The organism is Micromonospora sp. NPDC092111, from assembly GCF_044755745.1.
GTDB lineage: Bacteria > Actinomycetota > Actinomycetes > Mycobacteriales > Micromonosporaceae > Micromonospora.
In genome coordinates this window covers 283,291-308,398 of the sequence record NZ_JBIVRQ010000005.1, presented here as the reverse complement: position 1 = coordinate 308,398, position 25,108 = coordinate 283,291, and the positions used below count along the sequence as shown (strand labels likewise).

Below are 25,108 nucleotides of genomic sequence, written 5' to 3'. Positions count from 1 at the left end.
CGGTGATCCGGCCGGGTGGTGACGACGTCGCCACCCGGCCGGTCCGTCCCTCCGTACCACCCACCCCTCGTCGAAGTGAGAGCAGGTTTCCGTGAGTCGGGCCCAGCGTTCGTCTTTCCCTGCGGGTCGACGGGGGGCGGCGTCGTCCGACGCCGTCCGGCACGCGACCGGGGCCCAGCCCGGTCGCGCCGGTGGGACGTCCCGGGCGGTGACCCGTACGCTCAGTGACGACCCGTTGGGCGGCACCGTGCGGCGGACCGTCCTGCCCAGCGGGCTGCGGGTGCTCACCGAGGCGATCCCGGCGATGCGCAGCGTCTCGTTCGGGGTCTGGGTCGCGGTCGGTTCCCGGGACGAGACCGGCCCGCAGGCCGGTGCCGCGCACTTCCTGGAGCACCTGCTCTTCAAGGGCACCCACAAGCGCACCGCGCTGGAGATCTCCTCGGAGATCGAGGCGGTGGGCGGCGAGACCAACGCCTTCACCACCAAGGAATACACCTGCTACTACGCCCGCGTGCTGGACGAGGACCTGCCGCTGGCGATCGACGTGATGTGCGACGCGGTCGCCGACTCGGTCCTCGAACCGGCCGACGTGGAGACCGAGCGCGGGGTCATCCTCGAAGAGATCGCCATGCACGACGACGAGCCCGGCGACGAGGTGCACGACCTGTTCGCCCGCGCCGTCTACGGCGACCACCCCCTCGGCCGGTTGATCTCCGGCACCGAGGAGACGGTCACCCCGATGTCCCGTCGGCAGATCGAGTCCTTCTACCGCCGCCGGTACACCCCGCCGCAGATCGTCGTCGCCGCCGCCGGCAACCTCGACCACGCCGCCGTGGTCAAGCTGGTCCGCCAGGCGCTGCGCGGCACGCCGCTGGACACCGACCCGGCCGCGCCGGCCCCGTACCGTTCGGCCACCCCGGTGGTACCTGTGCAGCCGGCCGGCATCCTGGTCGAGCCGAAGGAGACCGAGCAGGCGCACGTCATCCTCGGCTGCCCCGGCATCGACCGCACCGACGAGCGGCGGTTCGCCCTCGGGGTGCTCAACAACGTGCTCGGTGGCGGCATGTCCAGCCGGCTGTTCCAGGAGATCCGCGAGCGGCGGGGGCTGGCCTACTCGGTCTACTCCTACGCCAGCCAGTACGCCGACAGCGGCCTGTTCGCCGTCTACGCCGGCTGCGCGCCGGGCAAGGTGGACGAGGTGCTGGAGTTGACCCGCGCCGAGCTGGCCCGGGTGGCCGCCGACGGGCTCACCGAGGCCGAGGTGGCCCGGGGCAAGGGGATGAGCAAGGGCTCGTTCGTGCTGGGCCTGGAGGACACCGGGTCCCGGATGAGCCGGCTGGCCAAGGGCGAACTGCTCTACGGCGACCTGATGCCGGTGGACGAGCTGCTCGCCCGGGTCGACGCGGTCAGCACGGACGACGTGAACTCCCTCGCCGCCGAGCTGCTGGGCCGCCCGATGTCGCTGGCTGTGGTCGGCCCGTTCGGCGAGCACGACTTCTCCGCCTGAGCCCGCCGGCCGGTGGGACGGTGGTGGTCCCCGGGAGGCCGGCGTCCCGATTGGGATAGGTTGTGCCCCGTGACTGACGAGCAGGAGAAGGGCCAGCGGGAGCCGATCCGGGTCGGCGTGTTGGGTGCCCGGGGCCGGATGGGCGTCGAGGTGTGCCGGGCGGTCGACGCGGCCGGGGACATGGAACTGGTGGCCATGGTCGACCAGGGCGACGGCCTGTTCGCGGCCTCCGACGCCGGTGCCGAGGTGGTCGTCGACTTCACCACCCCCGACGTCGTCATGGACAACCTGCACTGGTGCATCGACCAGGGCATCAACGCGGTGGTCGGCACCACCGGCTTCACCGAGCAGCGGTTGGAGCGGGTGCGCGGGTGGCTGGAGCGGCGGCCCGCCGTCGGCGTGGTGATCGCCCCCAACTTCGGCATCGGCGCGGTGCTGATGATGCAGTTCGCCGCGCGGGCGGCCCGGCACTTCGAGTCGGTCGAGATCATCGAGCAGCACCATCCGCGCAAGCTCGACGCGCCCAGCGGCACCGCCACCCACACCGCGCGGCAGATCGCCCGCGCCCGCGCCGAGGCCGGCCTCGGTCCGGTGCCGGACGCCACCAGCGACGAGGTGCCGGGTGCGCGCGGCGCCGACATCGACGGGGTACGCGTGCACGCGGTCCGCGCCACCGGTCTGGTCGCCCACCAGGAGGTGCTCTTCGGCACCCTCGGCGAGACGCTGACCATCCGGCACGACTCGTACGACCGGGCCTCGTTCATGCCCGGGGTGCTGCTGGCGGCGCGGGCGGTGCGGCACCGGCCGGGTCTGACCGTCGGCCTGGACGACCTGCTCGGCTGAACGCCGGCTAATCCGTTCGCGGCGCACCGGGGTGGCCCCTAGGCTGCCCCGGTGCTTGATTCTGGACATACCGACCGGGCCGGGCGGCGGGTCACCCTGCGCCCGGTGGACGACGCCAACTGGCGGGACGTCGCCGACGTGGCGCCCCGCGACGACCAGCGGGACCGGGTGCCCGCGCTGGCGGCCCGCTACCTGGTGCTGACCATGCGCTCCGACGTCTGGACGTCGCTGGCGGTGTACGCCGACCAGAGCGTGGTCGGCCACGTCATGTGGGGCGTGGACGACGACGGGTCCCGGTGGATCGGCGGGATGGTGGTCGACGCCGCGGAGCAGGACCGGGGGATCGGCCGGGCCGCCGTCCGCACCCTCGCCGAGTGGCTGGGGGCGCAGGACGGCGGCCACCCGGTCCGGCTGTCGTACCACCCGGACAACACCGCCGCGGCCCGCCTCTACACCTCGCTCGGCTTCACCCCCACCGGCGCGATGGAGGACGACGAACTGGTGGCCGAACTCCGCCGCTGACCCCGGCGTCGGGCCGGCCGGTCACCTGCCGGCGTGGGCACCCCGCCGGGGCCTCGCCATCCACCTGCTCGACGAGCGGGTCTCCGAGGGGCTCCCCCTCGCCCGGCCTGTCGATCATGGAGCTGACGGCACTGTGAACTCCATGATCGACGCGGGCGGGTGGGCGTGGGTCAGTGAGCGGCGGGGGCGGGTCGGGGAGCGGGGATGGTGGGGGTGAGGTGCAGGCCGGCGGGGAGGCCGGTGACCGTGGGCTGGCCGGTGTGGTCGACGTGCACGTCGACCGGGACGCCGGCCACCCGGAGCCCCCGGACGGTCAGCGCGCCGAACTCCGGTCCGGCGAGGGGACGCACGGAGACCCGCCCGTTCGGCACGTCGGGGTGCAGGCCGGCGCCGGCCTGGAGCAGCAGCACCGCCGACGCCGCCGACCACGCCTGCGGCCGGCAGGCCGCCGGGTACGGCACCGGCCGGCCGAGCAGGTCGCGGGCGTCACCGCCGTGCAGTTCGGGCAGCCGGTAGTCGAACGCCTCGGCGGCGCCGAGCAGCCCCTCGGCCAGGCCGAGGGCGGCCCGGTGGAAGCCGCCCCGGGCCAGCCCGGCCAGCACGATCGCGGTGTCGTGGGTCCAGACCGACCCGCAGTGGTACGACAGCGGGCTGAACCCGGCGTCGTCGGTGGACATGGTCCGCAGCCCGAACCCGCCGCTCAGCGAGTCGGCGGCGAGCAGGGCCGCCACCCGGGCCTCCTCCTCGGCCGAGAGCAGGCCGGTGCCGAGCAGGTGACCGATGTTGCTGGTCAGGGAGTCGACGGGGCGCTTGTCCCGGTCCAGGGCGAGGGCGGGTCGGGGGCCGTCCGCGCCGCCGTCGACCCAGAACGAGGCCCGGAAGGTGTCCGCCAGCCGGGCGGCGTACCCGCGCCAACGGTCGGCGCCGGGCCGGCCGAAGGCGTCGAGCAGGTCGGCGCCGTTCATCGCGGCCTGGTAGGCGTACCCCTGCACCTCGGCCAGCACGATGGGCGGCGCGGCGAGCCGGCCGTCGCGGAACCGGATGGAGTCGCCGGAGTCCTTCCAGCCCTGGTTGGCCAGGCCGTGGCCGGTGGTGTCGACGTACTCGACGAGGCCGTCGCCGTCGGCGTCGGCGTGGTCACCGAGCCAGTGCAGCGCCGCCTCCAGGTGCGGCAGCAGCGGTTCGACCTGGTCGGCGGCGAGCCCCCAGCGCCAGGCGTCGTGCAGCAGCGCCACCCAGAGCATGGTGGCGTCGACGGTGCCGAAGTAGGCCGGGGGCAGCCGGACCCCCTCGTCGGGGAGCTGGAACTCGTCGCGCCGCAGCTCGTGCAGGATCTTGCCGGGCGCCTCGCCGGTGGCCGGGTCGATCCGGCTGCCCTGCCGGCGGGCCAGCACCCGCAGCGTGCCGGCGGCCAGTTCGGTGCCGAGCGGCAGCATCATCCGGGCCGCCCAGAGGCTGTCCCGGCCGAAGAGGGTGAGGAACCAGGGCACCCCGGCGCCGAGGAAGACGTCCTGCCGCTGCACGGTGTCGGTGAGCCGCAGCGCGCGCAGGTCGTCCAGGGAGCGGTCGAGCAGCCGGGCCAGCCGCCGGTCGTCGGCGCGTACCTCGGGCCGGGACCAGCTCGGCTCGCTGGTCACGGCGGCGACCACGGCGCGCGGGTCGTCGACCCGCAGCCGCCAGCGCAGCGTCACCCGGCCACGGGCGGGCAGCGCGACCGGCCAGACCAGCCGGGGCGCGGTGGCCCGTGCCCCGTCGGCGTCGACCTGGGCGTCCTCGGCGGTGACGGTGACGGTGATGTCGTCGGCCGTCCAGCTCAGCTCGCCGGGCCGGCCGAGCTTCGCGCCCAGTGGGGTGGCGCCGGCGCCGGACTTCACCACCGCGATCGGGGCCAGGTCGCAGCCGAGTTCGACGCTGACCGTGGCGTGGACCGGGGCGGCGGCGGTGGAGATGACGCTCAGTTCCTCGTCGATCCCGTGCGGTCCGGCCCGACGGACCCGCTCGACCCGGACGGTCGGGTCGGGGCCGGGGTCGCCCAGCCAGCGGGCGAGCCCGACGAAACGGGCACCGTGCGGGCCGTCGACGCCGTGGGTCACGGCCTCCGGTTCGCGGTCGTCGACGCGCAGTTCGGCGCGGGAGAGCACCCGGGCGTCGGCGTGGAAGACGCCCTGGACGCCGGCCGGGCGGATCTGCCCGGCCCGGTCACCCAGCGCGCTGGTGGGGGCGAGGACCACCCCGACCAGATCGTGCAGCAGGGGTTGGAGGTGGCGTTCGGTCACGACTTCGACTCCAGATCATCTCGGGTGCGGACGACATCTTGACAAGCCGTCCGGGGCCGTGCAAAGTGCGAAACATTCCAGAAACTTGAACGATCTAATAGTGCCGTATCCGAATTGGATCGTTCAAGATGGCGAGAGGTATCAGGTGGCAGAAAAGGTGACCATCGCAACGGTGGCCCGGCACGCTCAGGTGAGCCGGCAAACCGTCTCCAACGTCATCAACGCGCCGCATATCGTCCGCGAGGAGACCCGGCAGCGGGTCCAGGACGCCATCATCGCCCTCGGCTACCGCGCCAACCAGGCCGCCCGACAGATGCGCACCGGCCGCTCCCGGCTGATCGCGGTCCGGATCGAGCCCACCCGGGACGGGATCAACGGCTCGGTGCTCGACCGCTTCCTGCACGGCCTCACCGAGACCGCCGAGGTGGCCGGCTACCGCACGATGCTCTACACCGCCGCCGACCCGCAGCGGGAGATCGCCACCTACGACGACCTGCTCGGCGCGTACGACCTCGACGGCTTCGTGCTCACCGGCACCGACCACGGCGACCCGCGTACCGCCTGGCTCGCCGCCCGGGGCGTGCCGTTCGTCACCTTCGGCCGGCCCTGGGACGACCCGGACGCGCACTGCTGGGTCGACGTGGACGGCGCCGAGGGCACCGCCCAGGCCACCCGGCACCTGCTCACCGCCGGTCACCGGCGGATCGGCTGGATCGGCTGGCCCGCCGGCTCCGGCGTCGGCGACGACCGGCGCTCCGGCTGGCGGGACACCCTGCGCGAGGTCGACGTGGACCCGACCGGGCTGGACCGGGAGACCGCCGACGGCATCGCCGAGGGCGAACACACCGCCCGCGACCTGCTCGCCGCCGCCACGCCGCCGACCGCACTGGTCTGCGCCAGCGACTCCCTCGCCCTGGGCGCCCTCCAGGCCGCCCGCGCCGTCGAGCCGCCCGTGTCCGTGATCGGCTTCGACGACACCCCGGTCGCCGCCGCGATCGGGCTGACCAGTGTCAGCCAACCCCTCGGCGACGCCGCCGCCCGCTGCGTCGACCTGCTCACCGCCGTGCTCGACGGACCCCGGCGGACCCCTGCCCCCGTGCTGCTCCAGCCCTCGCTGGTTCTGCGGCACACCGCCTGACACCCATCCCCACCCAGGAGAAACCGATGGCACCTCGATCCCTCACCCGCGCGGCGGTGGCCGGCCTCGCCGCCGTCGCGCTGTTCGGCTCCGCCGCCTGCGGCAGCGGGTTCGACGACGACAGCACCGACGCCGCACAGTCCAGCGGCCCGGCCAACCTGCAGATCCTGATCGGCTCCTCCGGGGACGCCGAGACCAAGGCGGTGCAGGAGGCCGCCGCCAAGTGGGCCGGCAGCTCGGGCAACCAGGCCACCGTCACCCCGGCCCAGGACCTCACCCAGCAGCTCGGCCAGGCCCTCGCCGGCGGCACCCCGCCGGACGTCTTCTACGTCGACGCGGCCCGGTTCGCCGACTACGCCAGCGTCGGCGCGCTGGAGCCGTACGGCGACAAGGTCGCCAACTCGGCGGACTTCTATGAGAGCCTGCGCACCACGTTCACCTACGACGGCAAGCTGTACTGCGCGCCGAAGGACTTCTCCACCCTGGCCCTCCAGATCAACACCGACCTGTGGGCGAAGGCCGGCCTGACCGACGCCGACATCCCGACCAACTGGGACCAGCTCACCGCCAGCGCCAAGAAGATCAAGGCGAAGGGTCAGGTGCCGCTGGCGCTCGGCGACACCCGGGACCGGATCGGCGCCTTCCTGGTGCAGAACGGCGGCTGGCTGCTCAGCGCCGACGGCAAGCAGCCCACCGCCGACACCCCGGAGAACCTGGCCGCCCTCACGTACGTCAAGTCGCTGCTCACCGAGGGGCTGGCCCGCTACCCCAAGCAGCTCGACGCCGGCTGGTCCGGTGAGGCGTTCGGCAAGGGCAAGGCCGTGATGACCATCGAGGGCAACTGGATCAAGGGTGCCCTGCAGAACGACTTCCCGAACGTGAAGTACAAGGTCGTCCCGCTGCCCGCCGGGCCGAAGGGGCAGGGCACGCTCTCCTTCACCCAGTGCTGGGGCATCGCGGCGAAGTCGAAGTACAAGGACCAGGCGATCAAGTTCGTCGAGGCGATGACCGCCGGTGACCAGCAGATGGCCTTCGCCAAGGCGTTCGGCGTGATGCCGTCCCGGCAGTCCGTCCGCGACCAGTACACCGCCGCCTTCCCGGCGGACAAGCCGTTCATCGACGGCGCCGAGTACGCCCAGGGCCCGGTGAACGCCCCGAAGATGGACAGCGTCGTCAGCGACCTGGACACCGGCCTGCAGGGGCTGGCCAGCAGCGACCCGAAGACCATCCTCGGCAACTTCGACAAGAACGCCAAGGCGGCGCTCGGCGGTAGCTGACGGCGACCGGGGCGCGCCGGCACCGACGGCGCGCCCCGGAACCCGCGCGAGTCGAAGGAGGGGAGATGGCAACCGAAGCACTCGCGGCACCGGCCACCGCGACCACCCGCCCGCCGCGTCGCCCGGGACGCGGCATCCGAGGCAACGAGAACGTCGCCGGCTGGCTGTTCGTCGCCCCGGTGATCGTGATCCTCGGGCTGTTCATGCTGCTGCCGATCCTGATGGCGTTCTGGGTGAGCCTCACCGACTGGAACGGCCAGGGCAGCCCGTTCACCGGCCGGGTGCCGTTCGTCGGGGCGGACAACTACACCAGCCTGTTCACCGAGGACGGGCTGGCCCGCCGCGACTTCATGACCAGCATCCGCAACAACGCCTACTACGTGGCGATCGTGGTGCCCGCGCAGACCGCGCTGGCCCTCGGGCTCGCCCTGGTGGTCAACAACCGGATGCTCAAGGGCAAGGCGTTCTTCCGCAGCGCCTTCTACTTCCCGTCGGTCACCAGCTCGGTGGCGATCAGCGTGGTCTTCCTCTTCCTGTTCGCCAACTCCGGTGCGGTCAACCAACTGCTGGCCGTGTTCGGGATCTCCGGGCCGCAGTGGTTCGCCGACCCCCGGGGCGTGCTGCACCTGCTGCTCGGCGTGGTCGGGGTGGACACCGCGCCGGCCGCCCTCGCCGACGGCGGGCCGTTCGGGTTGAGCTGGTGGGACTGGCTGTCCGGGCCGAGCGTCGCGATGGTCTCCCTCATCGCGCTGGTCGTCTGGACCACCTCCGGCACGTTCATGCTGATGTTCCTGGCCGCCCTCCAGAACGTCCCGGTGGCGCTGGAGGAGGCCAGCACCCTGGACGGCGCGACCCGCTGGCAGCGGTTCCGGCACCTCACCCTGCCGATGATCCGGCCGACCATGTTCCTGGTGCTCACCCTCGGCCTGATCGGCTCCTGGCAGGTCTTCGACCAGGTGTACGTGATGAGCCAGGGTGATCCGGCCAAGACCACGGTCACCCCGGCGTACCTGTCGTACCGGACCGCGTTCCGCGAGTTCGACTACGGCTCCGGGGCGGCCATCTCGTTCGTGCTCTTCCTGATCATCATCGTGCTGACGGTGGTGCAGCGCCGGTTGCTGGCCGAGCGGGACGACGACGCGCCCCGGCGTGGCCGGTGGCGTCGACTGCTCGGGAGGTCGTCGTCATGACCACGCGCACCGACCGGCCACCGGCCCCGGCACCCGCCCGGTCGCGCCCCGACCACGGCCCCCACGCCCTGGTCAGCCGGTTCCTCGGGTACGCCATCCTGATCTTCTTCGGGTTGGTCTTCCTCTATCCGTTCGTCATCCAGCTCGGCAACTCGTTCAAGACCGAACCGGACGCGGCGGCCAACCCGCTCTCGCCGCTGCCCGACCCGGTGACCCTCGCCGGTTTCGAACGGATCTTCGCGGGCACCAACTTCCCGCTCTGGCTCGGCAACTCGCTGCTGGTGACCGTGCTGGTCACCCTCGGTCGGGTCTTCCTCGACTCGCTCGCCGGGTACGCCCTGGCCCGGCTGCGGTTCAAGGGCCGCTCCGGGCTGTTCGCCGCCGTCATCGCGGTGATGGCGGTGCCCGGCGTGGTGCTGCTGATCCCGAAGTTCCTCGTGCTCAACCAGCTCGGCATCTACAACAGCTACGCCGGGTTGATCGTGCCGCTGCTCGCCGACGCGGCCGGCGTGTTCATCATGAAACAGTTCTTCGAGTCGGTGCCGGTCAGCGTGGAGGAGGCGGCCCGGATCGACGGTGCCGGCGTCTTCCGCACCTACTGGTCGGTGGTGCTGCCGATGGCGAAGCCGGCGCTGATCACCCTGACCATCCTGTCGTTCCAGAGCTCCTGGAACGAGTTCCCGCACAGCCTGGTCGCCGTCCAGGACCCGGGCCTGTTCACCCTGCCGCGTGGGCTGGCCGACCTGGTCAGCGGCTCACTCGGCAAGGGCACCCAGTATCCGCTGAAGCTGGGCGCGGCGCTGCTGGCCACCATCCCGGTGGCGATCATCTTCGTGGTCTTCCAGCGGTACTTCGTCCGGGACGCCAACGAGGGCGCGGACAAGGGCTGACCCGGCCGGCGCGGTTCCCGGTGCGCCGCCGGGAACCGCGCCGGTCACCCCTGCTCGATCACCGACAGGATGTTGCCGGCCGGGTCGGTGAACCAGGCGATCGTCGGCCCGTTGTCGCGCATGATCCCCCGGTCGTCCTGCGGCAGCCCCGGGTAGCGCGCGAACCGCACCCCCCGGGCGGTCAGCTCGTCGACCGCCCGGTCGACGTCGTCCACCGGGAAGTTGAGCACGGTGAAGACCGCCGGGAGGTGGTCCGCCTTGGGGTAGACCACCACGTCCCGATCGCCGGCGAGGTGCAGCATCAGCAGGCCACCCGGGCCGCCCGACTGCGACACCCGCAGGTCGAGGGTGCCTTCGTAGAACTCCCGGGCCCGGTCGGTGTCGTCCACCGAGAAGCCACTGAACGCCTTCGTCTCCCTGAACATGATCGTCTCCTACTCCGGATCGGCTGCCGGCCGGGGAAGACCGGCCCGGCCGGCGGAACCGGGCCGGCCCGGTGGATCCGCCCGCCGCCCGGCGCGGTCCGGCCCGGCGGCGCGGGCCGGCCGGGGCGTGGTGACTGCGGCCATGTGGTCACCCTAGGGGCGACCGCCGACATCGGCCCGCCCGGCGCGCGGTGCGGCGGCCGGTCAGGACCCGTCGGTCGGCTCGCCGGGGACCGCGACGTGCAGCCGGAGCTGGGGGACGAGCATGTCGTCCACGTCCAACGCCCGGGCCGCGCCGTCCGGCTCCCAGCCGGTGCTGGTGAGGAACTTCCGGGTCGCCTCGTCACCGTCGAACGCCCAGGCCACCGCGTGGGTGAGGCCGTCCTCCCGCCAACCGTCCACGGCGGCGGCGAGCAGCCGGCTGCCGTGCCCGCGCCGGCCCCAGCGCGGCTCGACCAGCAGGTCGGTCACCGCGGCCACCCCGGTGCCCAGCGCGTCCGCCGGCTCGCCCGGGGCGAGCGCCTCGGCGTCCGCCGGCCCGGAAGCGGCGAACCCCACCAGATAGGATTGCTCGGCCTGTTCGACGGCGACCAGCACCCGGTGCGCGCCCGAGGGCGGCTCCTGCACCGCCGCGCTCCACCGCCGGGCGAGCCACGCCTCGTCGAGGTTGTCGAGCACGTGTCGGGGCAGGATCCGGCGGTACGCGACCCGCCAGGTCGCGAGCTGGACACGGGCGATCTCGGCGGCGTCCTCCGGACGCGCCGGGCGGACGTACCCCAGAGCCATGGCACGAAAGCCTAGGGCACAGCGAGGGAGACGACGGTGGCGCAGGGTGCCAAGCGGACGGCCGGGCAGGTCGTGGGGGTGGTCGTGCTCGCCGTCGCGGTGGCCGCCTTCCTCTCCGTGGCAGCCGTCCGGCACGGCTTCTTCGACCTCAAGGTCTACTACGGCGCGCTGGATTTCTGGGTCCACGACCACGGCGAGATCTACGACTACCTCAAGCCCGGCACCCAGTACGGCTTCACCTACCCACCGTTCGCGGCCCTGGTGATGCTGCCCATGGCGTACCTGCCGTGGCCGGTCGCGATCACCGTGAGCGTGGCCGCCAGCGTGCTGGTCAGCGCGGTGCTGATCTGGTGGCTGCTCGACCCGGTCGCCCGGCGGGCCGGCTGGACCCGGTGGTTCGTCCTGGCGGTGGCGCTCTGCCTGGCCGCCGCGTTCGAGCCGATGCGGGAGACGGTCAACTTCGGCCAGGTCAACATGCTGCTGCTCTTCCTGGTCGCGCTCGACCTGCTGCGGCTGCTGCCGGCCGGCAACCGGTGGGCCGGGGTCGGTATCGGCCTGGCCACCGCGATCAAGCTGACCCCGGGCGTCTTCATCGTCTACCTGCTGATCACCCGACGGTTCCGGGCCGCGGTCACCGCGGTCGCCGCCGCGGTCGCCGCGACGCTGCTCGCCGCCGCGCTCTTCCCCGACGCCACCCGGGAGTTCTGGACCTCGGCGCTGTGGAACACCGACCGGGTCGGCGAGCTGGCCTTCGTCTCCAACCAGTCGCTGCGCGGGATGGTGGCCCGGCTGCACCCGGAGCACCCGAGCAGCCTGGCCTGGCTGGTGCTGGTGCTCGCCACCCTGGTCGTCTGGGCGTGGCGTGCCCGCGCCGCCGCGCGGCTCGGCGACGAGGCCACCGGGCTGGCCCTGACCGGCGCGCTGATGTGCCTGGTCAGCCCGGTCACCTGGGTGCACCACCTGGTCTGGCTGATCCCGGGGCTGATCCTGCTGGTCGACAACGCCGTCGCCGCGCCCGCCGGCAGCCGCCGGCGGCGTGTCCTGCTGGCCTTCGCGGTGGTCGCCTACGGGCTGCTGTGCAGCCGGATCGTCTGGGCCTGGGAGAAGGACTTCACCGGCGTGGACGGCTTCCTGGGCAGCAACACCTACGTCTGGATCAGCCTCGCGCTGCTGGTGCTGCCGCCGATCCGCACCTGGGCCGCGCCGGTCGGCGGCCGGCCGGTCGGACCCGCGCGACCGGCCGGGTCAGCCGGCGAGCCGGCCGACGTACCGCAGCTCGTCGAGGCAGACCGGGGGACGTCCACCGGCGAGCGGCACCGGGTAGCGGGACCGCTCCCCGTCGGCTGACAGCCCGGCCCGCTCGTAGAAGCGGCGGGCCCGGACGTTGCCCGCCAGCACCCACAGCCGGTACTCCCGCCAACCGCGCGCCACCAGCCCGTCCCGGGCGGCGGCGAGCAGGGCCCGTGCGGTCCCGTCGCCCCAGTGCGCCGGCTCCACGTACATCGCCACCACCTCGCCGAGGGTCGGGTCCAGGTCGCCCCGGTCCTGGTTGTTGCGGTACGGCCCGAAGGTGGTGAAGCCGGCCGGCACCCCGTCCACCTCGGCGAGCAGGGTGGTGAACGGGTGCTCCGGGTCGGCGGTGCCCAGGTCCCGCCGGCGCTGCGCCCAGGCCACCGGGTTGAGCCGGGCCAGCACCTCGTCCGGCATGATCCCGGCGTAGCCGGCCTGCCAGCCGTGGATGTGCACCCGGGCGATCGCCTCGGCGTCGTCCGGCTCCTCGCGGCGGATGGTGAGCATGTGTCCGTTCTATGCCTCGGCGGGCGGTCGGTCCAGTGTCCGCTCCGGCGTCGTACCGCTGGTTTAGGGTCGGCGGCGATGACCGCACCGGAATCGCTCTCCCTCGCCCAGGCCCGGCGGGTGGCGCTCGCCGCCCAGGGCTTCGCCGACCCGACGCCCGTCGGGGTGCCCACCCGCCGGCACCTGCGCCGGGTCCTCGACCGGGTCGGGCTGATCCAGATGGATTCGGTCAACGTGCTGCAACGGGCGCACTACCTGCCGCTCTACAGCCGGCTCGGGCCCTACCCGACGGCCCTGCTGGACACCGCCGCCTACCGCCGCCCCCGGGAGCTGTTCGAATACTGGGGGCACGAGGCGTCGCTGGTGCCGGTGGGTCTGCACGCCGCGCTGCGGTGGCGGATGGCCAAGGCCCGCTCCGACGCCTGGGGCGGCATGCGGCGGATCGCCCAGGAACAGCCCGAGCTGGTCGCCTGGGTCCGTGCCGAGGTGGCCGCCCGTGGGCCGCTGACCGCCGCCGAGATCGAGCACGACGCGCCCCGGGAGACCGGCAACTGGGGGTGGAACTGGTCGGCGGTGAAGCGGGCGCTGGAGTTCCTGTTCTGGGCCGGCGAGGTCACCGCCGCCGACCGGACCACCTCCTTCGCCCGCCGCTACGACCTGCCCGAACGGGTGCTCCCGGCGGCCGTCCTGGCCGCTCCCACCCCGACCGACGCCGAGGCGTACCGCACCCTGGTCGGGGTGGCCGCCCGGTCGCTGGGGGTGGCCGCCGAGCCGGAGCTGCGGGACTACTTCCGGCTCCCGCTGGCCGGGGCCCGGCAGGCCGTCGCCGAACTGGTCGAGGCCGGCGAGCTGGTGCCGGTGACGGTGCCGGGCTGGCGGCAGCCGGCCTGGCGGCACGCCGACGCCCGGCTGCCCCGCTGGGTCCGCCACCACACCCTGGTCAGCCCGTTCGACCCGCTGGTCTGGGAGCGGGCCCGCACCGAGCGGCTCTTCGGCTTCGGCTACCGGATCGAGATCTACGTGCCGGCCCCGCAGCGGGTGCACGGCTACTACGTGCTGCCCTTCCTCCAGGGGGAACGCTTCACCGCCCGGGTCGACCTCAAGGCCGACCGGAAGGCCCGGGTGCTGCTGGTGCCGGCGGCCTGGCAGGAGCCCGGCGTCGACCCGGGGGAGACCGCCGTGGCGCTCGCCGCCGAGCTGCACCGGCTCGCCGGCTGGCTCGGCCTGGACGCGGTCGCCCCGCCCGTCGGCGGGGACCTCGCCGGTCCGCTGGCCGCCGCGTTGCGCAGCCTCACCGGTGTACCGTGAGCCCGTGACGAGCGTTGACGGGCCGGGCCCGGCGCAGGACACGAACCCGACGTCGGTCGGCCTCGCGCCGAGCGGCGCCACCCCGGCCGGGGGCGGTACGACGGCGGCCGACGCCCCGTCACCCGCGGTCGACGGCACTGCCGGGGCGGGCGGCTGGGCCGGGGGCGGTACGTCCGGCGCGGTGCCGCCCGGATCCTGGTCGGCCGGGCCGCCGGTGGCCTGGCAGCCGGCCGAGCCGGACCGGATCACCCGCTTCGTGCTCCGGCTGCACGCCCGCTCGCCGCGTTGGGCGGTGCCCCTGGCGGCGCTCGGCTGCGTCGCCGCGGGGATGGCGTACGCGCTGGTCAGCGACCCGACCACCAGCGACCCGGACGCCGCCCCGAGCTGCCTGCTCAAGCTGGTCACCGGGCTGGACTGTCCGGGCTGCGGGGGCACCCGCGCGCTGTGGTACGTGCTGCACGGCGACCTGCCGGCCGCCGCCCGGCACCACTTCCTCTTCGTCTTCGCGCTGCCCTTCCTGGCGTACCTCTTCGTCGCCTGGGCCGGCCGGCAGGCGTTCGGCTGGCGGCTGCCCGAGCTGCGGCTCAGCTCCCCGGTGATCGGCGGTTTCCTGGCCGTCTGGCTCGCCTTCTCGGTGCTGCGCAACCTGCCCTGGGCCCCGTTCACCGCCCTGTACGTCTGAGCCGTGGGCGGCGTCACCGCCCGCGAGCCCAACTTTCCCCGCAGCCCGCCCGGCCACTACAGTCCCAGGCATGCCGGAGATGGTGCAGCCCCAGGTCAAGCTGATCGCGTGGACCCAGTTCCAGGCCCCGGACGAGGTGCCGTGGTCGACCGACGCCGAGGGCGGCCAGGCGCTCGCCGAGTTCGCCGGCCGGGCCTGCTACCAGAGCTGGAAGAAGCCGAACCCGGCCACCGCCACCAACGCCGGCTACCTGGCGCACATCCTGGAGGTCGGCCACCTGTCGGTGCTGGAGCACGGCTCGGTGAGCTTCTACTTCTCCGGGGTGTCCCGCTCCCTCACCCACGAGCTGATCCGGCACCGGCACTTCTCCTACTCCCAGCTCTCCCAGCGGTACGTCCCGGAGCGGGACGCCGCCATGGTCGAGCCGGCGGTGATCGCCGCCGACCCGGAGCTGCACAAGCGGTTCGTCGAGGCGGCCGAGGCCAGCGTCCGGGCGTACACCGAGCTGCTGGAGGGGCTGGAGCAGCGGTTCGCCGACGAGCCGAACCCGACGCTGCGCCGCAAGCAGGCGCGGCAGGCGGCCCGGGCGGTGCTGCCCAACGCCACCGAGACCCGGATCGTGGTGACCGGCAACTACCGGGCCTGGCGGCACTTCATCGGGATGCGGGCCACCGAGCACGCCGACGTGGAGATCCGGGAGCTGGCCGTGGAGTGCCTGCGGCAGCTCCAGCGGGTCGCCCCGAACGTGTTCGCCGACTTCGTCGTCGCCACCCTGCCCGACGGCACCGAGGTGGCGACCAGCCCGCACGCACTGTCGTCCTGAGCCCTTCCCCACCGGACGCCCGGTGGTCGTCCGCTAGGTTGTGAGCATGACGCACGACCACCCTGCCGCCCCCGACCGGGGCGCTGCGCGCCCGTTCGGGCGACTGCTCACGGCGATGGTGACCCCGTTCACCGCCGACGGGTCCCTCGACCTCGACGGTGCCGTGCGCCTCGCCGCCCACCTCGTCGACGAGCAGGGCAACGACGCACTGGTGCTCAACGGCACCACCGGTGAGTCGCCGACCACCACCGACGCGGAGAAGGAGACCCTGATCCGGGCGGTGGCGGAGGCGGTGGGCGACCGGGCACAGATCGTGGCCGGCGTCGGCACCAACGACACCCGGCACACCATCGAGCTGGCCGCCTCGGCGGAGAAGGCCGGCGCGCACGGCCTGCTGGTGGTCACCCCGTACTACAACAAGCCGCCACAGGCCGGCCTGGTCGGGCACTTCAGCGCGGTGGCCGACGCCACCGGCCTGCCGGTGATGCTCTACGACATCCCGCACCGCGCCGGGGTGCCGATCGAGACCGAGACCCTGGTGCGGCTCGCCGCGCACGAGCGGATCGTCGCGGTCAAGGACGCCAAGGGTGACCTGGCCGCGACGAGCTGGGTCACCAGCCGCACCGACCTGGCCTACTACAGCGGCGAGGATTCGCTCACCCTGCCCGCGCTCGCGGTCGGCTGTGTCGGCCTGGTCGGCACCTCGACCCACTTCACCGGCGCTCTCGCCAAGCGGATGATCGAGGCGTACGAGGCGGGCGACACCGGCACCGCGCTGGCCCTGCACCGGCGGCTGCTGCCGCTGTTCACCGGGATCTTCCGCACCCAGGGCACCATCCTGGTGAAGGCGGGCCTGGCGGCCCAGGGGCTGCCGGCCGGCCCGGTGCGCCCGCCGCTGGTGGGCGCCACCGACGACGAACTACGCCAGCTCCGCGCCGACTGTGCGGCGGCGGGCCTGGACCTGTCCGAATGATCAAACGACACGACGGACGCCGGGTTGCGGCGTCGCAGAATGAGGTGGACGCGTGACCGAGGCGCACATCGAGGGTGAACAGCCCCCGCCGCTGCCGGAGGGCGGCCTGCGGATCATCCCGCTCGGCGGACTCGGCGCCATCGGCCGGAACATGACCGTCTTCGAGTTCGACGGCAAGCTGCTGATCGTCGACTGCGGGGTGCTCTTCCCCGACGTCGAGCAGCCCGGCGTGGACCTGATCCTGCCCGACTTCGGCCCGATCCTGGACCGGCTCAACGACGTCCAGGCCATCGTGCTGACCCACGGGCACGAGGACCACATCGGCGCGGTGCCGTACCTGCTCGCCCACAAGCCGGACATCCCGCTGGTCGGCTCCCAGTTCACCCTGGCCCTGGTCGAGGCGAAGCTGGCCGAGCGGCGGATCCAGCCGTACACGCTGACCGTGCGGGAGGGCGGGCGGGAGCGGCTGGGGCCGTTCGAGTGCGAGTTCTTCGCGGTCAACCACTCGATCCCGGACGCGCTCGCGGTGGCCATCCGCACCCCGGCCGGGCTGGTGCTGCACACCGGCGACTTCAAGATGGACCAGCTCCCGCTGGACGGCCGGATCACCGACCTGGCCGGCTTCGCCCGGCTCGGCGCGGAGGGTGTCGACCTGCTGCTGTCGGACTCCACCAACGCGGAGATCCCCGGCTTCGTCACCCCGGAGCGGGAGATCGGGCCGGTGCTCGACTCGATCTTCGCGAAGGCGAAGGGGCGGATCATCGTCGCCTCGTTCGCCTCGCACGTGCACCGGGTGCAGCAGGTCTTCGACTCGGCGGTCGAGCACGGCCGCAAGGTCGCGCTGATCGGCCGGTCGATGGTCCGCAACATGGGCATCGCCCGGGACCTCGGCCTGCTCAACATCCCGGCCGGCCTGGTCGTCGGGATCGACGAGGCGACCACGCTGCCACCCGAGCAGATCGTGCTGATGTCCACCGGCTCGCAGGGCGAGCCGATGAGCGCGTTGGGCCGGATGGCCAGCGGCGACCACCGGCACATCACCATCGCCCCCGGCGACACGGTGGTGCTGGCGTCGTCGCTGGTGCCCGGCAACGAGACCTCGGTCTACCGGGTGATCAACCGGCTGGCCCGGGCCGGCGCGGTGGTGGTGCACAAGGACGTCGCCAAGGTGCACGTCTCCGGTCACGCCCCGGCCGGTGAGCTGCTGTACCTGCTCAACGTGGTACGCCCGAGCAACCTGATGCCGGTGCACGGCGAGTGGCGGCACCTGCGCGCGCACGCCCGGCTCGGCATCGAGTCCGGGGTCGCCCCGGACCGGGTGGTGATCTGCGAGGACGGCGACGTGGTCGACCTGGTCGAGGGCCGGGCCAGCCTGGTCGGGCACGTGAAGAGCCGGTACGTCTACGTCGACGGCCTGGCCGTGGGGGACGTGAGCGAGTCGCTGCTCACCGAGCGGCGGATCCTCGGCGACGGTGGCTTCATCGCCACCACCGTGGTGGTCGACTCGGTCACCGGCAAGGTGGTCGCCGGCCCGACCCTGTCGGCGAAGGGCTTCTCCGAGGACCCGGAGGCGTTCAACCCGGTGATCCCGCTGGTCACCGAGGCGCTGAACCGGGCCGCGGCGGACGGGATCACCGACCCGCACCAGCTCCAGCAGATCGTCCGGCGCACCGTGGGGCGCTGGGTGAACGACGCGTACCGCCGCCGTCCGATGATCGTCCCGACCGTCGTCGAGGTCTGATCCGGCCGTACCCGGCTCGGGGCCGACTATGGCGGTAGCTGGCTGCGGCCACCCGGTCGCCGCCCGATCCGGACCGCGGTCCCCGATCACCACCGCCCGGTGGTCGGGGGCCGCGCCGGATCCGGGGTACGCCCGGACACAGCCGGCTCGGGCCGCTCCCGGGCCGACCACGCGCCGGCCGGCGTCCAGCGGCACGGCGACGCGCCGGCCGGTGTCGGTTCCACCCCAGCGGTGCGGCGGGTCGGGCCCGGCGGTGAGCTGTCCGGGCGACGGTCAGGGCAGCGCGGCGACCGCCCCGGCGTACGCGACGCCGGTCGCCACCGCCGCGTCGACCAGCACGCCGAGCTGGGCCGGGGCCACCCCGTGCGCCAGGTCGGTGGTGACGTCCCCGGCCAGCACCAGCTCACCGTCGGCCAGTTCGTGCACGTACGCCTTCGGCAGCAGCCGGTCGTGGTTCCAGGCGTTGCAGAACTCGTACGCCTCGGCGAGCCGGCCCGCCGGCAGCCGCCGGGCCGCCACCACCCGGGCGTGCAGGATCTCGCCGCGCCGCCCGAGCTGCCGGAACTGGACGACCGCCTCGTCCCAACGGCCGACCACCACCCCGGCGGCGTCCACCGCGTACACGTCGCCCCGGCGGTCCAGCACGGCGGTGAGCAGGGCCAGGCTCAGCGGCGCCAACTCCTCGGCGGAGGGTAGGAACGGCTCGTCGGCCGGGTCGGTGATCACGTCGTCCGCCGGCAGCGGCACCGGCTCGCCCACCGGTCGCTCGGCCAGCCAGGCGGCGATCCGCCCGGCGTGGTGCCCGGTGCCGTTGCGGGCGTCGAAGCTGCCCGCCAGCCGGGTGGCCAGCGCCAGCAGGTCGGTGCCGAGCGTCGCCACGTCCAGTTCGGCGGCGGGCCGATCCCCGTACCCGGGACGGCGCAGCCGCCGGCCGTCCCGGCCGGACTCGGCGGCGAGCGCGCAGACCAGTGCCCCGGCGGCGGCGAACTCCATCGCGGACAGGTCGTCGTACGGGTGGTCGAGCCGGGGGAGCTGCTCGGCGAGGATGTCCAGTCCCCGCTCCGGGTGCCCGGCCAGCGCGCAGAACCGCAGGTGCGCGGCGAGGTACGGGAACGCCGTCCGCTCCCGCCGGTGCCGCCGGTACGCCCGCAGGTGCGCCGGCCCGGCGCGTGCCGTCTCGCCGGTGCGCAGCCAGGGCAGCAGCGCCACCGTCAGGGCCCGTTCCGGCTGGTCGGTGCAGTCCACCGCGCCGTCGAGCGCCGGCCGCAACGCGTCCAGCGCGGCCGGCTCGTCCCCCCAGCCGGCCAGCAGCTCGGCCCGGCGGGCCGGCAGGCAGCCGGGGCAGCCGGCCACCGGGTCCGGGTCGGCGACGCTCCACCGGGCGTGCCAGCGCCGGGCGGTCGGCTCGTCGCCCTGGTGGTCGGCGAGCCGGCAGCGTAGCTGGGCGACCACGCCGGATTCCGCACCGGCCCGTTCGGCCAGCTCGGCGAGGAGCGCACGGGCCTGGTCCAGGCCGATCCGGGGCGTGCCGATGGCGGCCTCCACCGCGTGCCGCAGGTGCCGCAGCAGCAGCTCCGCGTCGCCGGGGCGCGCGTCGAGCAGGCCCGGGGCGCGGTCGACGGCGGCCAGGCAGTGGCGCACCGGCTCGACCACCCGCCACCGCTCGCCGTGCCGCAGGTACGCCTCGACCAGCGCGAACCGGGCGTCCAGCGCGGTGTGCGCGTCGCCGAGCGCGTCGGCGCGGGCGGCGATCCGGTCGAGTTCGGCGAAGCGCGGTTCACCGTCGGGCCGGTCCCCGGCGTCGGCGAGCGCGGCCACCAGGCCGGGGTCCCGCCGGCCGGTGGCGGCCGGTCCGTCGGGGCGGGGCCGGAACTCGGCGGTCACCCGCTCGTCCCGCCGGGGAGCCGGCCGACGGCGGTGGCGAGCTGGCAGCCGGTGGAGATGCCGCAGTCGAGGAGCTGGTCGAGCTGGTGCGGGGTGACCCCGCGCTCCAGGTCGGTGATGACCTCACCGCAGATCCGGGCCCGCCCGTCGTCGTCGACGTGCACGAACGCCTTGGGCCAGAGCCGGTCGTGGTTCCACGAGTTGCAGAAGGCGTAGAGCGCGGGCACGTGTTCGATGCCGAAGTGCGGTCCCGCCATGGTGCGGACCTGGAGCAGCTCACCGTCGGTGCCCTGGCGGAGGAACCAGATCAGGCTCTCGTCCCAGCGGCCGACGAGGTCGCCGTCCGGATCGGTGGTGACGGCGTAGCCCCGGTTGCCCAGCACGGCGGCGACCAGGTCGGCGGTCAGCGGTCGCAGGGCCTGCGGGTGGCCGGCCAGCGGGTCCGGACGGTCCTCGAATGCCGGCGACGCCATCGGGCATCCCTTCTGAGGCGAATAACACGTCTGCGGGTGTGGTCCGTGCTGCGACGCGCGGACACGACCCGGAAAAGCGGCGATCTGCCGGGCCACGCCGTTACGGTGACTCTATGGCGGGCCGTACCTCTCAGGCGAGCCGGCGACGCGGCGCGTCGCCGCGCGGCACCACGAACAGCCGTGCCCGCCAGCCGGCGAAGAAGGCCACCCGGGCGACGCCCCGGCGGCGGCCGGCGTCCCGGCCCGGCCCGGCGGTCTACGTCGGCCGGGCGGTCGGTGCACTGTGGATGGGGCTGGCGCACGGCGTCGGCTGGGCGTTCCGGGCCGCCGGACGGCAGGCCGCCTCCGCCCGCGACCTGGATCCGGAGCACCGCCGCGACGGTGCCGGCCTGCTGCTGTTCGGGGTCGCCATCCTCAGCGCGGTGGGCATCTGGTTCTCCGGTGCCGGCCCGGTCGGCGCCCGGCTCGCCGACACCGTGCGGCTCTTCCTGGGCGCGATCGCGATCGTGGTGCCGGTGCTGTTGATGATCGGTGCCTGGCGGCTGATGCGCACCCCGACCGATCCGGAGCACCGGGGCCGGGGGCTGGTCGGCTGGGGCTCCATGCTGGTCGCCACCGCGGCGATGCTGCACATCGGACAGGACCCGGTCGACCCGGTGCAGCGCGACTACGCCGGTGGCCTGATCGGGGCCGGGGTCGGCGACCTGCTGGAGCGGGCGGTGACCGCCTGGGTGGCGGTGCCGCTGCTGATCCTGCTGCTCGTCTTCGGCCTGCTGGTGGTGACCGCCACCCCGATCAACAAGATCCCGGAACGGCTCGGCCTGCTCGCCGGCACGCTGGTCGCCCCGCCGGCGGCCCCGGCGGAGGAGGAGGAACCGGCCGCCGCGAAGCCGGCCCGCCGCCGCCCGGCGAGGAAGGCCGTGCCGCCGACGCCGGATCCGGACGACTTCGACGACGTCGGCCCGGAGGTCGACCTCCAGGAGACCATCGTGCTGCCGCGCCGACCGGCGAACCGGGTGCCCGCCAGCCGCAAGCCGGTCGAGCCGCCGGAGCACTCGGCCCCGCCCACCCGCGCCGAGCAGCTCGCGCTGACCGGGCTGGCGGGCGACTACACCCTGCCGCCGGCCAACATCCTCAGCAGCGGCGCCGCCCCGAAGACCCGCAGCAAGGCCAACGACGAGGTGATCGCCGCGCTGACCGGCGTGTTCGACCAGTTCGGCGTGGACGCCGAGGTCACCGGCTTCACCCGGGGCCCGACGGTGACCCGGTACGAGGTCGAGCTGGGCCACGGCGTCAAGGTCGAGCGGATCACCCAGCTCTCCCGCAACATCGCGTACGCGGTGAAGTCGCCGGACGTACGGATCCTCAGCCCGATCCCGGGCAAGAGCGCGGTCGGCGTGGAGATCCCGAACACCGACCCGGAGAATGTCGCGCTCGGCGACGTGCTGCGCTCGCGGGTGGCGACCAGCGACCACCACCCGATGGTGGTGGCGCTCGGCAAGGACATCGAGGGCGGCTACGTGGTGGCCAACCTCGCGAAGATGCCGCACATCCTGATCGCGGGCGCCACGGGCGCCGGGAAGTCGAGCTGCCTCAACACCCTGCTGGTGTCGATCCTGACCCGGGCCACCCCGGACGAGGTGCGGCTGCTGCTGATCGACCCGAAGCGGGTCGAGATGACCGGGTACGAGGGCATCCCGCACCTGGTGACGCCGATCGTGACCAACGCCAAGAAGGCGGCCGACTCGCTGGAGTGGGTCGTCCGCGAGATGGACATGCGCTACGACGACCTCGCCGCCAACGGGGTCCGGCACATCGACGACTTCAACCGCAAGGTGCGCAACGGGGAGATCAAGGCACCGCCGGGCAGCGAGCGGGAGATGCGGCCGTACCCGTACCTGCTGGTGATCGTCGACGAGCTGGCCGACCTGATGATGGTCGCCCCGCGCGACGTGGAGGACTCGGTCGTCCGGATCACCCAGCTCGCCCGGGCCGCCGGCATCCACCTGGTGCTGGCCACCCAGCGGCCCTCGGTCGACGTGGTGACCGGCCTGATCAAGGCGAACGTGCCGTCCCGGCTGGCGTTCGCCACCTCGTCGCTGGCCGACTCCCGGGTCATCCTCGACCAGCCGGGCGCGGAGAAGCTGCTCGGTCGGGGCGACGGACTGTTCCTGCCGATGGGCGCGTCGAAGCCGATCCGGATCCAGGGCGCCTGGGTCACCGAGCGTGAGATCGCCGACGTGGTGAAGTTCTGCAAGGGCCAGCGGGAGCCGGAGTTCCGCCCGGACGTGCTGGCCCCGGCGCAGGACACCAAGAAGAAGATCGACGAGGACATCGGCGACGACCTGAACCTGCTGGTGCAGGCGGTCGAGCTGGTGGTCACCTCGCAGTTCGGCTCCACCTCGATGCTCCAGCGCAAGCTGCGGGTCGGTTTCGCCAAGGCGGGTCGGCTGATGGACCTGATGGAGACCCGGGGGGTGGTCGGCCCGTCCGAGGGGTCCAAGGCCCGGGACGTCCTGGTCAAGCCGGACGAGTTGGAGGAGGTCCTGGTCGGCCTGCGCGGCGACGAGGACTGACCGGCGACCGGGTCCCGGCGGCGGACGCGGGTCGGCACGTGCCGACGGGCCCCCGGCGTGCCGGGGGCCCGTTCGCGGTGGCGGGTCGGCTCAGTTGACCAGGGCGTTGACGATCACGATGCCGAGGATGATGGCCACCACGTTGGCGGCGGCGGCGTACCAGCCCAGCGGCTTGTCGCCGAGCACCGCGCCGACGATGCCCAGCACCAGGCCGATGATGCCGAAGATGACCGGGCTGATCAGCAGCGCGACGACGGCGAAGACGAAGGCCAGGATGGTGCAGATCCGGGCGGCGTTGGTGCGCGGGCGGGCGGTCGCGTGGGGGTCGGCCATGACGTCCTCCGTGGGGAGCCTTGAGTGCTGCGGTCGGCCGATCACTACCCAGCCACGGCGGAAACTACGCACCGTGCCGTCAACCGCCCGCCCGGTTCGTGCCGGCCGGTGCCGGCCGCCGGGTCGACCCGGTGGAAGAGCTTTCCGGGTCGGCTCAGTGGAAGAGCTTGAGGCCGACCACGCCGGCAACCACCAGCAGCAGGCTGAGCAGCCGGGGCAGGCTCGCCGACTCGCCCAGCGCGACCATGCCGACCAGCGTGGTGCCGACCGCTCCGATGCCCACCCAGACCGCGTACCCGGTGCCGACCGGAATCTCGCGCAGCGCGTACGCCAGGCCCAGCATGCTGGCCACCAGGGTCACCGCGAAGACGATCGAGGGGAGCGGGCGGCTGAAGCCGGCGCTGCGGTCGAGCGAGACCGCCCACGCGGTCTCCAGCAGTCCGGAGAGCACCAGCACGATCCAGGCCATCGGGCATCACCTCGGGCAGTGGCCCCGACCACCGGGGCCAGGGACGAGTCGGTTGTGGCACGGGGCGTCTTGGCCTGACCGGGTACGCCCACGACTCGTCCGGGGTGGCCGCGCGGGCCACCACGGCCGACGCTAGCACCGCCCGGGGGGACGGTGACGGTGATCCGTCCCACCACCGGTTGAGTTGAAGTCAACGTGAGGTTGCAGCATGGACGGCATGACGCTGTTCTTCACCGATCGGGAGGTCGCCGCCGCCCTGGACGCCCCGACCACGGTCGCGGCGATGCGGGATGCCCTGCTGGCCGGGTACGCCGGGCGGCTCGTCGCCCCGCCCCGGGCGTCCGTCCCGCTCGGCGGCGGGCGGATGGTGCTCACCGCCGGCCACCTCGCCGGCGAGTGGTACGGCTTCCGCTCCTACGACACCTTCGGCCACCCGCAGGGCGAACAGCTCGTGGTGCTGCACGACGGCCGTACCGGGGCGGTGCGGGCGGTCGCCGTCGGCGAGGAGCTGGGCTCCCGGCGTACCGGGGGGCTGGGCGGGGTGGCGGTCGACGCCCTGGCCCGCCCGGACGCGGCCACCCTGGGCGTGGTCGGCTCGGGCGCGCAGGCGTGGACCCAGGTCTGGGCCGCCGCGGCGGTCCGGCGGCTGCGCGAGGTGACCGTGCACAGCCGCTCGGCCGCCCGGCGGGAGGCGTTCGCCGCCCGGGTCCGCGCCGAGCTGGGCGTGCCGGCCCGCGCCGTCGGCTCGGCCCCGGCGGCGGTCCGCGACCGGGACGTGGTGGTGCTCGCCACCACCAGCACCACCCCGGTGCTGGACGCCGCCGACCTCGCCCCGGGCACCCACCTCAACACCGTCGGCTTCAAGCAGGTCCACCGGCACGAGTTCGGCACCGACCTGCTCGACGCCGCCGACCTGCTGGTCACCGACTCGCCGGCCCAGGCGGCGGCGTACGACCCACCGATGCTGACCGCCGTCGGGCCGTACCCGGGACGGCTGCGTGACCTGGGCGCGGTGCTGGCCGGCGCGGTTCCCGGGCGGACCGGCGCGGACCAGGTGTCGGTCTTCTGCTCCACCGGCCTGGCCGGCACCGAGGTCGCCCTGCTGGACCGGCTGGTCCGGGTGGGCGCGGCGGCGGTCTGACCGGGTTCCCGGCGGCCGGCGGCGGCCCGGGAGGGGGCCGGTCGATGCCGGCGG

General features: G+C 73.8%; 23 protein-coding genes and 1 riboswitch. Of the genes, 15 read left to right on the top strand and 8 right to left on the bottom strand.

Annotation, left to right across the window (positions count from 1 at the left end):
- Positions 1-208 precede the first annotated feature (208 nt).
- The 3 genes from ACIQG9_RS13945 (at position 209) to ACIQG9_RS13935 (ending at position 2,872) form a co-directional block, all read left to right on the top strand.
- A complete protein-coding gene (locus ACIQG9_RS13945) occupies positions 209-1,507 on the top strand; it encodes a M16 family metallopeptidase (protein ID WP_400401492.1) in 1,299 nt (432 codons plus the stop codon).
- A gap of 69 nt (positions 1,508-1,576) precedes the next feature.
- Positions 1,577-2,350 carry a 4-hydroxy-tetrahydrodipicolinate reductase gene (dapB, locus tag ACIQG9_RS13940; protein WP_400401490.1) on the top strand — a complete coding sequence of 258 codons (774 nt, stop codon included), beginning with the start codon at positions 1,577-1,579 and terminating at the stop codon, positions 2,348-2,350.
- Positions 2,351-2,401: 51 nt separating this feature from the next.
- Positions 2,402-2,872, top strand: a complete 471-nt coding sequence (locus tag ACIQG9_RS13935; protein ID WP_400401488.1) for a GNAT family N-acetyltransferase — start codon at positions 2,402-2,404, stop codon at positions 2,870-2,872.
- 170 nt (positions 2,873-3,042) lie between these two features.
- Here the strand turns inward: ACIQG9_RS13935 and ACIQG9_RS13930 are convergent, their stop codons facing one another.
- Positions 3,043-5,148 carry a glycogen debranching N-terminal domain-containing protein gene (locus ACIQG9_RS13930; protein WP_400401486.1) on the bottom strand — a complete coding sequence of 702 codons (2,106 nt, stop codon included), beginning with the start codon at positions 5,146-5,148 and terminating at the stop codon, positions 3,043-3,045.
- A gap of 157 nt (positions 5,149-5,305) precedes the next feature.
- Here ACIQG9_RS13930 and ACIQG9_RS13925 point away from each other — a divergent pair, with 157 nt between their 5' ends.
- The 4 genes from ACIQG9_RS13925 (at position 5,306) to ACIQG9_RS13910 (ending at position 9,643) form a co-directional block, all read left to right on the top strand.
- Positions 5,306-6,286, top strand: coding sequence for a LacI family DNA-binding transcriptional regulator (locus ACIQG9_RS13925; protein ID WP_400401484.1), 981 nt, complete (start codon positions 5,306-5,308; stop codon positions 6,284-6,286).
- A gap of 26 nt (positions 6,287-6,312) precedes the next feature.
- Positions 6,313-7,563 (top strand): extracellular solute-binding protein, encoded by a 1,251-nt coding sequence (locus ACIQG9_RS13920; RefSeq protein WP_400401482.1) that lies wholly within the window; start codon positions 6,313-6,315, stop codon positions 7,561-7,563.
- A 65-nt stretch (positions 7,564-7,628) separates the two neighbouring features.
- Positions 7,629-8,753 (top strand): carbohydrate ABC transporter permease, encoded by a 1,125-nt coding sequence (locus ACIQG9_RS13915; RefSeq protein WP_400401480.1) that lies wholly within the window; start codon positions 7,629-7,631, stop codon positions 8,751-8,753.
- Positions 8,750-9,643 carry a carbohydrate ABC transporter permease gene (locus ACIQG9_RS13910; protein ID WP_400401478.1) on the top strand — a complete coding sequence of 298 codons (894 nt, stop codon included), beginning with the start codon at positions 8,750-8,752 and terminating at the stop codon, positions 9,641-9,643. Before ACIQG9_RS13915 ends, ACIQG9_RS13910 begins: the two co-directional genes overlap by 4 nt.
- Before the next feature lie 44 nt (positions 9,644-9,687).
- Here ACIQG9_RS13910 and ACIQG9_RS13905 read toward each other — a convergent pair whose 3' ends face one another.
- Both ACIQG9_RS13905 and ACIQG9_RS13900 read right to left on the bottom strand, forming a co-directional pair.
- On the bottom strand, positions 9,688-10,068 hold the full coding sequence (locus tag ACIQG9_RS13905) for a VOC family protein (protein WP_400401476.1): 381 nt from the start codon (positions 10,066-10,068) through the stop codon (positions 9,688-9,690).
- A 204-nt stretch (positions 10,069-10,272) separates the two neighbouring features.
- Positions 10,273-10,854 (bottom strand): GNAT family N-acetyltransferase, encoded by a 582-nt coding sequence (locus ACIQG9_RS13900; protein WP_400401474.1) that lies wholly within the window; start codon positions 10,852-10,854, stop codon positions 10,273-10,275.
- A 36-nt stretch (positions 10,855-10,890) separates the two neighbouring features.
- On the opposite strand from ACIQG9_RS13900, the gene ACIQG9_RS13895 reads away from it, so the two are divergent.
- The gene (locus ACIQG9_RS13895; protein ID WP_400401472.1) at positions 10,891-12,201 is read left to right on the top strand and encodes a glycosyltransferase 87 family protein; all 1,311 of its coding nucleotides are present in this window, start codon (positions 10,891-10,893) and stop codon (positions 12,199-12,201) included.
- Here ACIQG9_RS13895 and ACIQG9_RS13890 read toward each other — a convergent pair.
- Positions 12,100-12,651, bottom strand: coding sequence for a GNAT family N-acetyltransferase (locus ACIQG9_RS13890; protein ID WP_400401470.1), 552 nt, complete (start codon positions 12,649-12,651; stop codon positions 12,100-12,102). The two genes, ACIQG9_RS13895 and ACIQG9_RS13890, sit on opposite strands and share 102 nt — an antisense overlap.
- 78 nt (positions 12,652-12,729) lie before the next feature.
- On the opposite strand from ACIQG9_RS13890, the gene ACIQG9_RS13885 reads away from it, so the two are divergent.
- The 5 genes from ACIQG9_RS13885 (at position 12,730) to ACIQG9_RS13865 (ending at position 18,178) form a co-directional block, all read left to right on the top strand.
- Positions 12,730-13,959: a winged helix-turn-helix domain-containing protein gene (locus tag ACIQG9_RS13885; RefSeq protein WP_400401468.1), complete on the top strand. Its 1,230-nt coding sequence runs from the start codon at positions 12,730-12,732 to the stop codon at positions 13,957-13,959.
- 4 nt (positions 13,960-13,963) lie between these two features.
- Positions 13,964-14,641, top strand: a complete 678-nt coding sequence (locus ACIQG9_RS13880) for a DUF2752 domain-containing protein (RefSeq protein WP_400401465.1) — start codon at positions 13,964-13,966, stop codon at positions 14,639-14,641.
- A 79-nt stretch (positions 14,642-14,720) separates the two neighbouring features.
- The gene (gene thyX / locus ACIQG9_RS13875) at positions 14,721-15,464 is read left to right on the top strand and encodes an FAD-dependent thymidylate synthase (RefSeq protein ID WP_400401699.1); all 744 of its coding nucleotides are present in this window, start codon (positions 14,721-14,723) and stop codon (positions 15,462-15,464) included.
- A gap of 46 nt (positions 15,465-15,510) precedes the next feature.
- Positions 15,511-16,437, top strand: a complete 927-nt coding sequence (gene dapA, locus ACIQG9_RS13870; RefSeq protein WP_400401463.1) for a 4-hydroxy-tetrahydrodipicolinate synthase — start codon at positions 15,511-15,513, stop codon at positions 16,435-16,437.
- Positions 16,438-16,489: 52 nt separating this feature from the next.
- On the top strand, positions 16,490-18,178 hold the full coding sequence (locus ACIQG9_RS13865; protein WP_400401461.1) for a ribonuclease J: 1,689 nt from the start codon (positions 16,490-16,492) through the stop codon (positions 18,176-18,178).
- Between the two features lie 273 nt (positions 18,179-18,451).
- Here the strand turns inward: ACIQG9_RS13865 and ACIQG9_RS13860 are convergent, their stop codons facing one another.
- Complete coding sequence (locus ACIQG9_RS13860) at positions 18,452-20,062, bottom strand: YbjN domain-containing protein (protein WP_400401459.1); 1,611 nt, start codon at positions 20,060-20,062, stop codon at positions 18,452-18,454.
- A complete protein-coding gene (locus tag ACIQG9_RS13855) occupies positions 20,059-20,535 on the bottom strand; it encodes a YbjN domain-containing protein (RefSeq protein WP_400401457.1) in 477 nt (158 codons plus the stop codon). The genes ACIQG9_RS13860 and ACIQG9_RS13855 overlap by 4 nt, the downstream gene beginning before the upstream one ends.
- A gap of 113 nt (positions 20,536-20,648) precedes the next feature.
- Between ACIQG9_RS13855 and ACIQG9_RS13850 the strand changes: the two genes are divergently transcribed.
- Positions 20,649-23,111: a DNA translocase FtsK 4TM domain-containing protein gene (locus ACIQG9_RS13850; RefSeq protein WP_400401455.1), complete on the top strand. Its 2,463-nt coding sequence runs from the start codon at positions 20,649-20,651 to the stop codon at positions 23,109-23,111.
- Between the two features lie 90 nt (positions 23,112-23,201).
- Here the strand turns inward: ACIQG9_RS13850 and ACIQG9_RS13845 are convergent, their stop codons facing one another.
- Entirely contained in the window at positions 23,202-23,444 is a 243-nt protein-coding gene (locus tag ACIQG9_RS13845) for a hypothetical protein (protein WP_400401451.1), read from the bottom strand.
- A 154-nt stretch (positions 23,445-23,598) separates the two neighbouring features.
- On the bottom strand, positions 23,599-23,913 hold the full coding sequence (locus ACIQG9_RS13840) for a DMT family transporter (protein WP_400401447.1): 315 nt from the start codon (positions 23,911-23,913) through the stop codon (positions 23,599-23,601).
- A gap of 58 nt (positions 23,914-23,971) precedes the next feature.
- Positions 23,972-24,037: riboswitch (guanidine-III (ykkC-III) riboswitch) on the bottom strand.
- A gap of 93 nt (positions 24,038-24,130) precedes the next feature.
- On the opposite strand from ACIQG9_RS13840, the gene ACIQG9_RS13835 reads away from it, so the two are divergent.
- Positions 24,131-25,054 carry an ornithine cyclodeaminase family protein gene (locus ACIQG9_RS13835; RefSeq protein WP_400401442.1) on the top strand — a complete coding sequence of 308 codons (924 nt, stop codon included), beginning with the start codon at positions 24,131-24,133 and terminating at the stop codon, positions 25,052-25,054.
- Positions 25,055-25,108 lie beyond the last annotated feature (54 nt).

What these genes read in the sequence shown, in the direction of transcription:
- ACIQG9_RS13920 (WP_400401482.1), top strand. Translation starts at nt 6,313, where the DNA reads ATGGCACCTCGATCCCTCACCCGCGCGGCGGTGGCCGGCCTCGCCGCC.
- ACIQG9_RS13905 (WP_400401476.1), bottom strand. Translation starts at nt 10,068, where the DNA reads ATGTTCAGGGAGACGAAGGCGTTCAGTGGCTTCTCGGTGGACGACACC.
- ACIQG9_RS13850 (WP_400401455.1), top strand. Translation starts at nt 20,649, where the DNA reads ATGGCGGGCCGTACCTCTCAGGCGAGCCGGCGACGCGGCGCGTCGCCG.
- ACIQG9_RS13845 (WP_400401451.1), bottom strand. Translation starts at nt 23,444, where the DNA reads ATGGCCGACCCCCACGCGACCGCCCGCCCGCGCACCAACGCCGCCCGG.
- ACIQG9_RS13885 (WP_400401468.1), top strand. Translation starts at nt 12,730, where the DNA reads ATGACCGCACCGGAATCGCTCTCCCTCGCCCAGGCCCGGCGGGTGGCG.
- ACIQG9_RS13890 (WP_400401470.1), bottom strand. Translation starts at nt 12,651, where the DNA reads ATGCTCACCATCCGCCGCGAGGAGCCGGACGACGCCGAGGCGATCGCC.
- dapA (WP_400401463.1), top strand. Translation starts at nt 15,511, where the DNA reads ATGACGCACGACCACCCTGCCGCCCCCGACCGGGGCGCTGCGCGCCCG.
- ACIQG9_RS13855 (WP_400401457.1), bottom strand. Translation starts at nt 20,535, where the DNA reads ATGGCGTCGCCGGCATTCGAGGACCGTCCGGACCCGCTGGCCGGCCAC.
- ACIQG9_RS13835 (WP_400401442.1), top strand. Translation starts at nt 24,131, where the DNA reads ATGACGCTGTTCTTCACCGATCGGGAGGTCGCCGCCGCCCTGGACGCC.
- ACIQG9_RS13915 (WP_400401480.1), top strand. Translation starts at nt 7,629, where the DNA reads ATGGCAACCGAAGCACTCGCGGCACCGGCCACCGCGACCACCCGCCCG.
- ACIQG9_RS13910 (WP_400401478.1), top strand. Translation starts at nt 8,750, where the DNA reads ATGACCACGCGCACCGACCGGCCACCGGCCCCGGCACCCGCCCGGTCG.
- thyX (WP_400401699.1), top strand. Translation starts at nt 14,721, where the DNA reads ATGGTGCAGCCCCAGGTCAAGCTGATCGCGTGGACCCAGTTCCAGGCC.
- ACIQG9_RS13840 (WP_400401447.1), bottom strand. Translation starts at nt 23,913, where the DNA reads ATGGCCTGGATCGTGCTGGTGCTCTCCGGACTGCTGGAGACCGCGTGG.
- ACIQG9_RS13900 (WP_400401474.1), bottom strand. Translation starts at nt 10,854, where the DNA reads ATGGCTCTGGGGTACGTCCGCCCGGCGCGTCCGGAGGACGCCGCCGAG.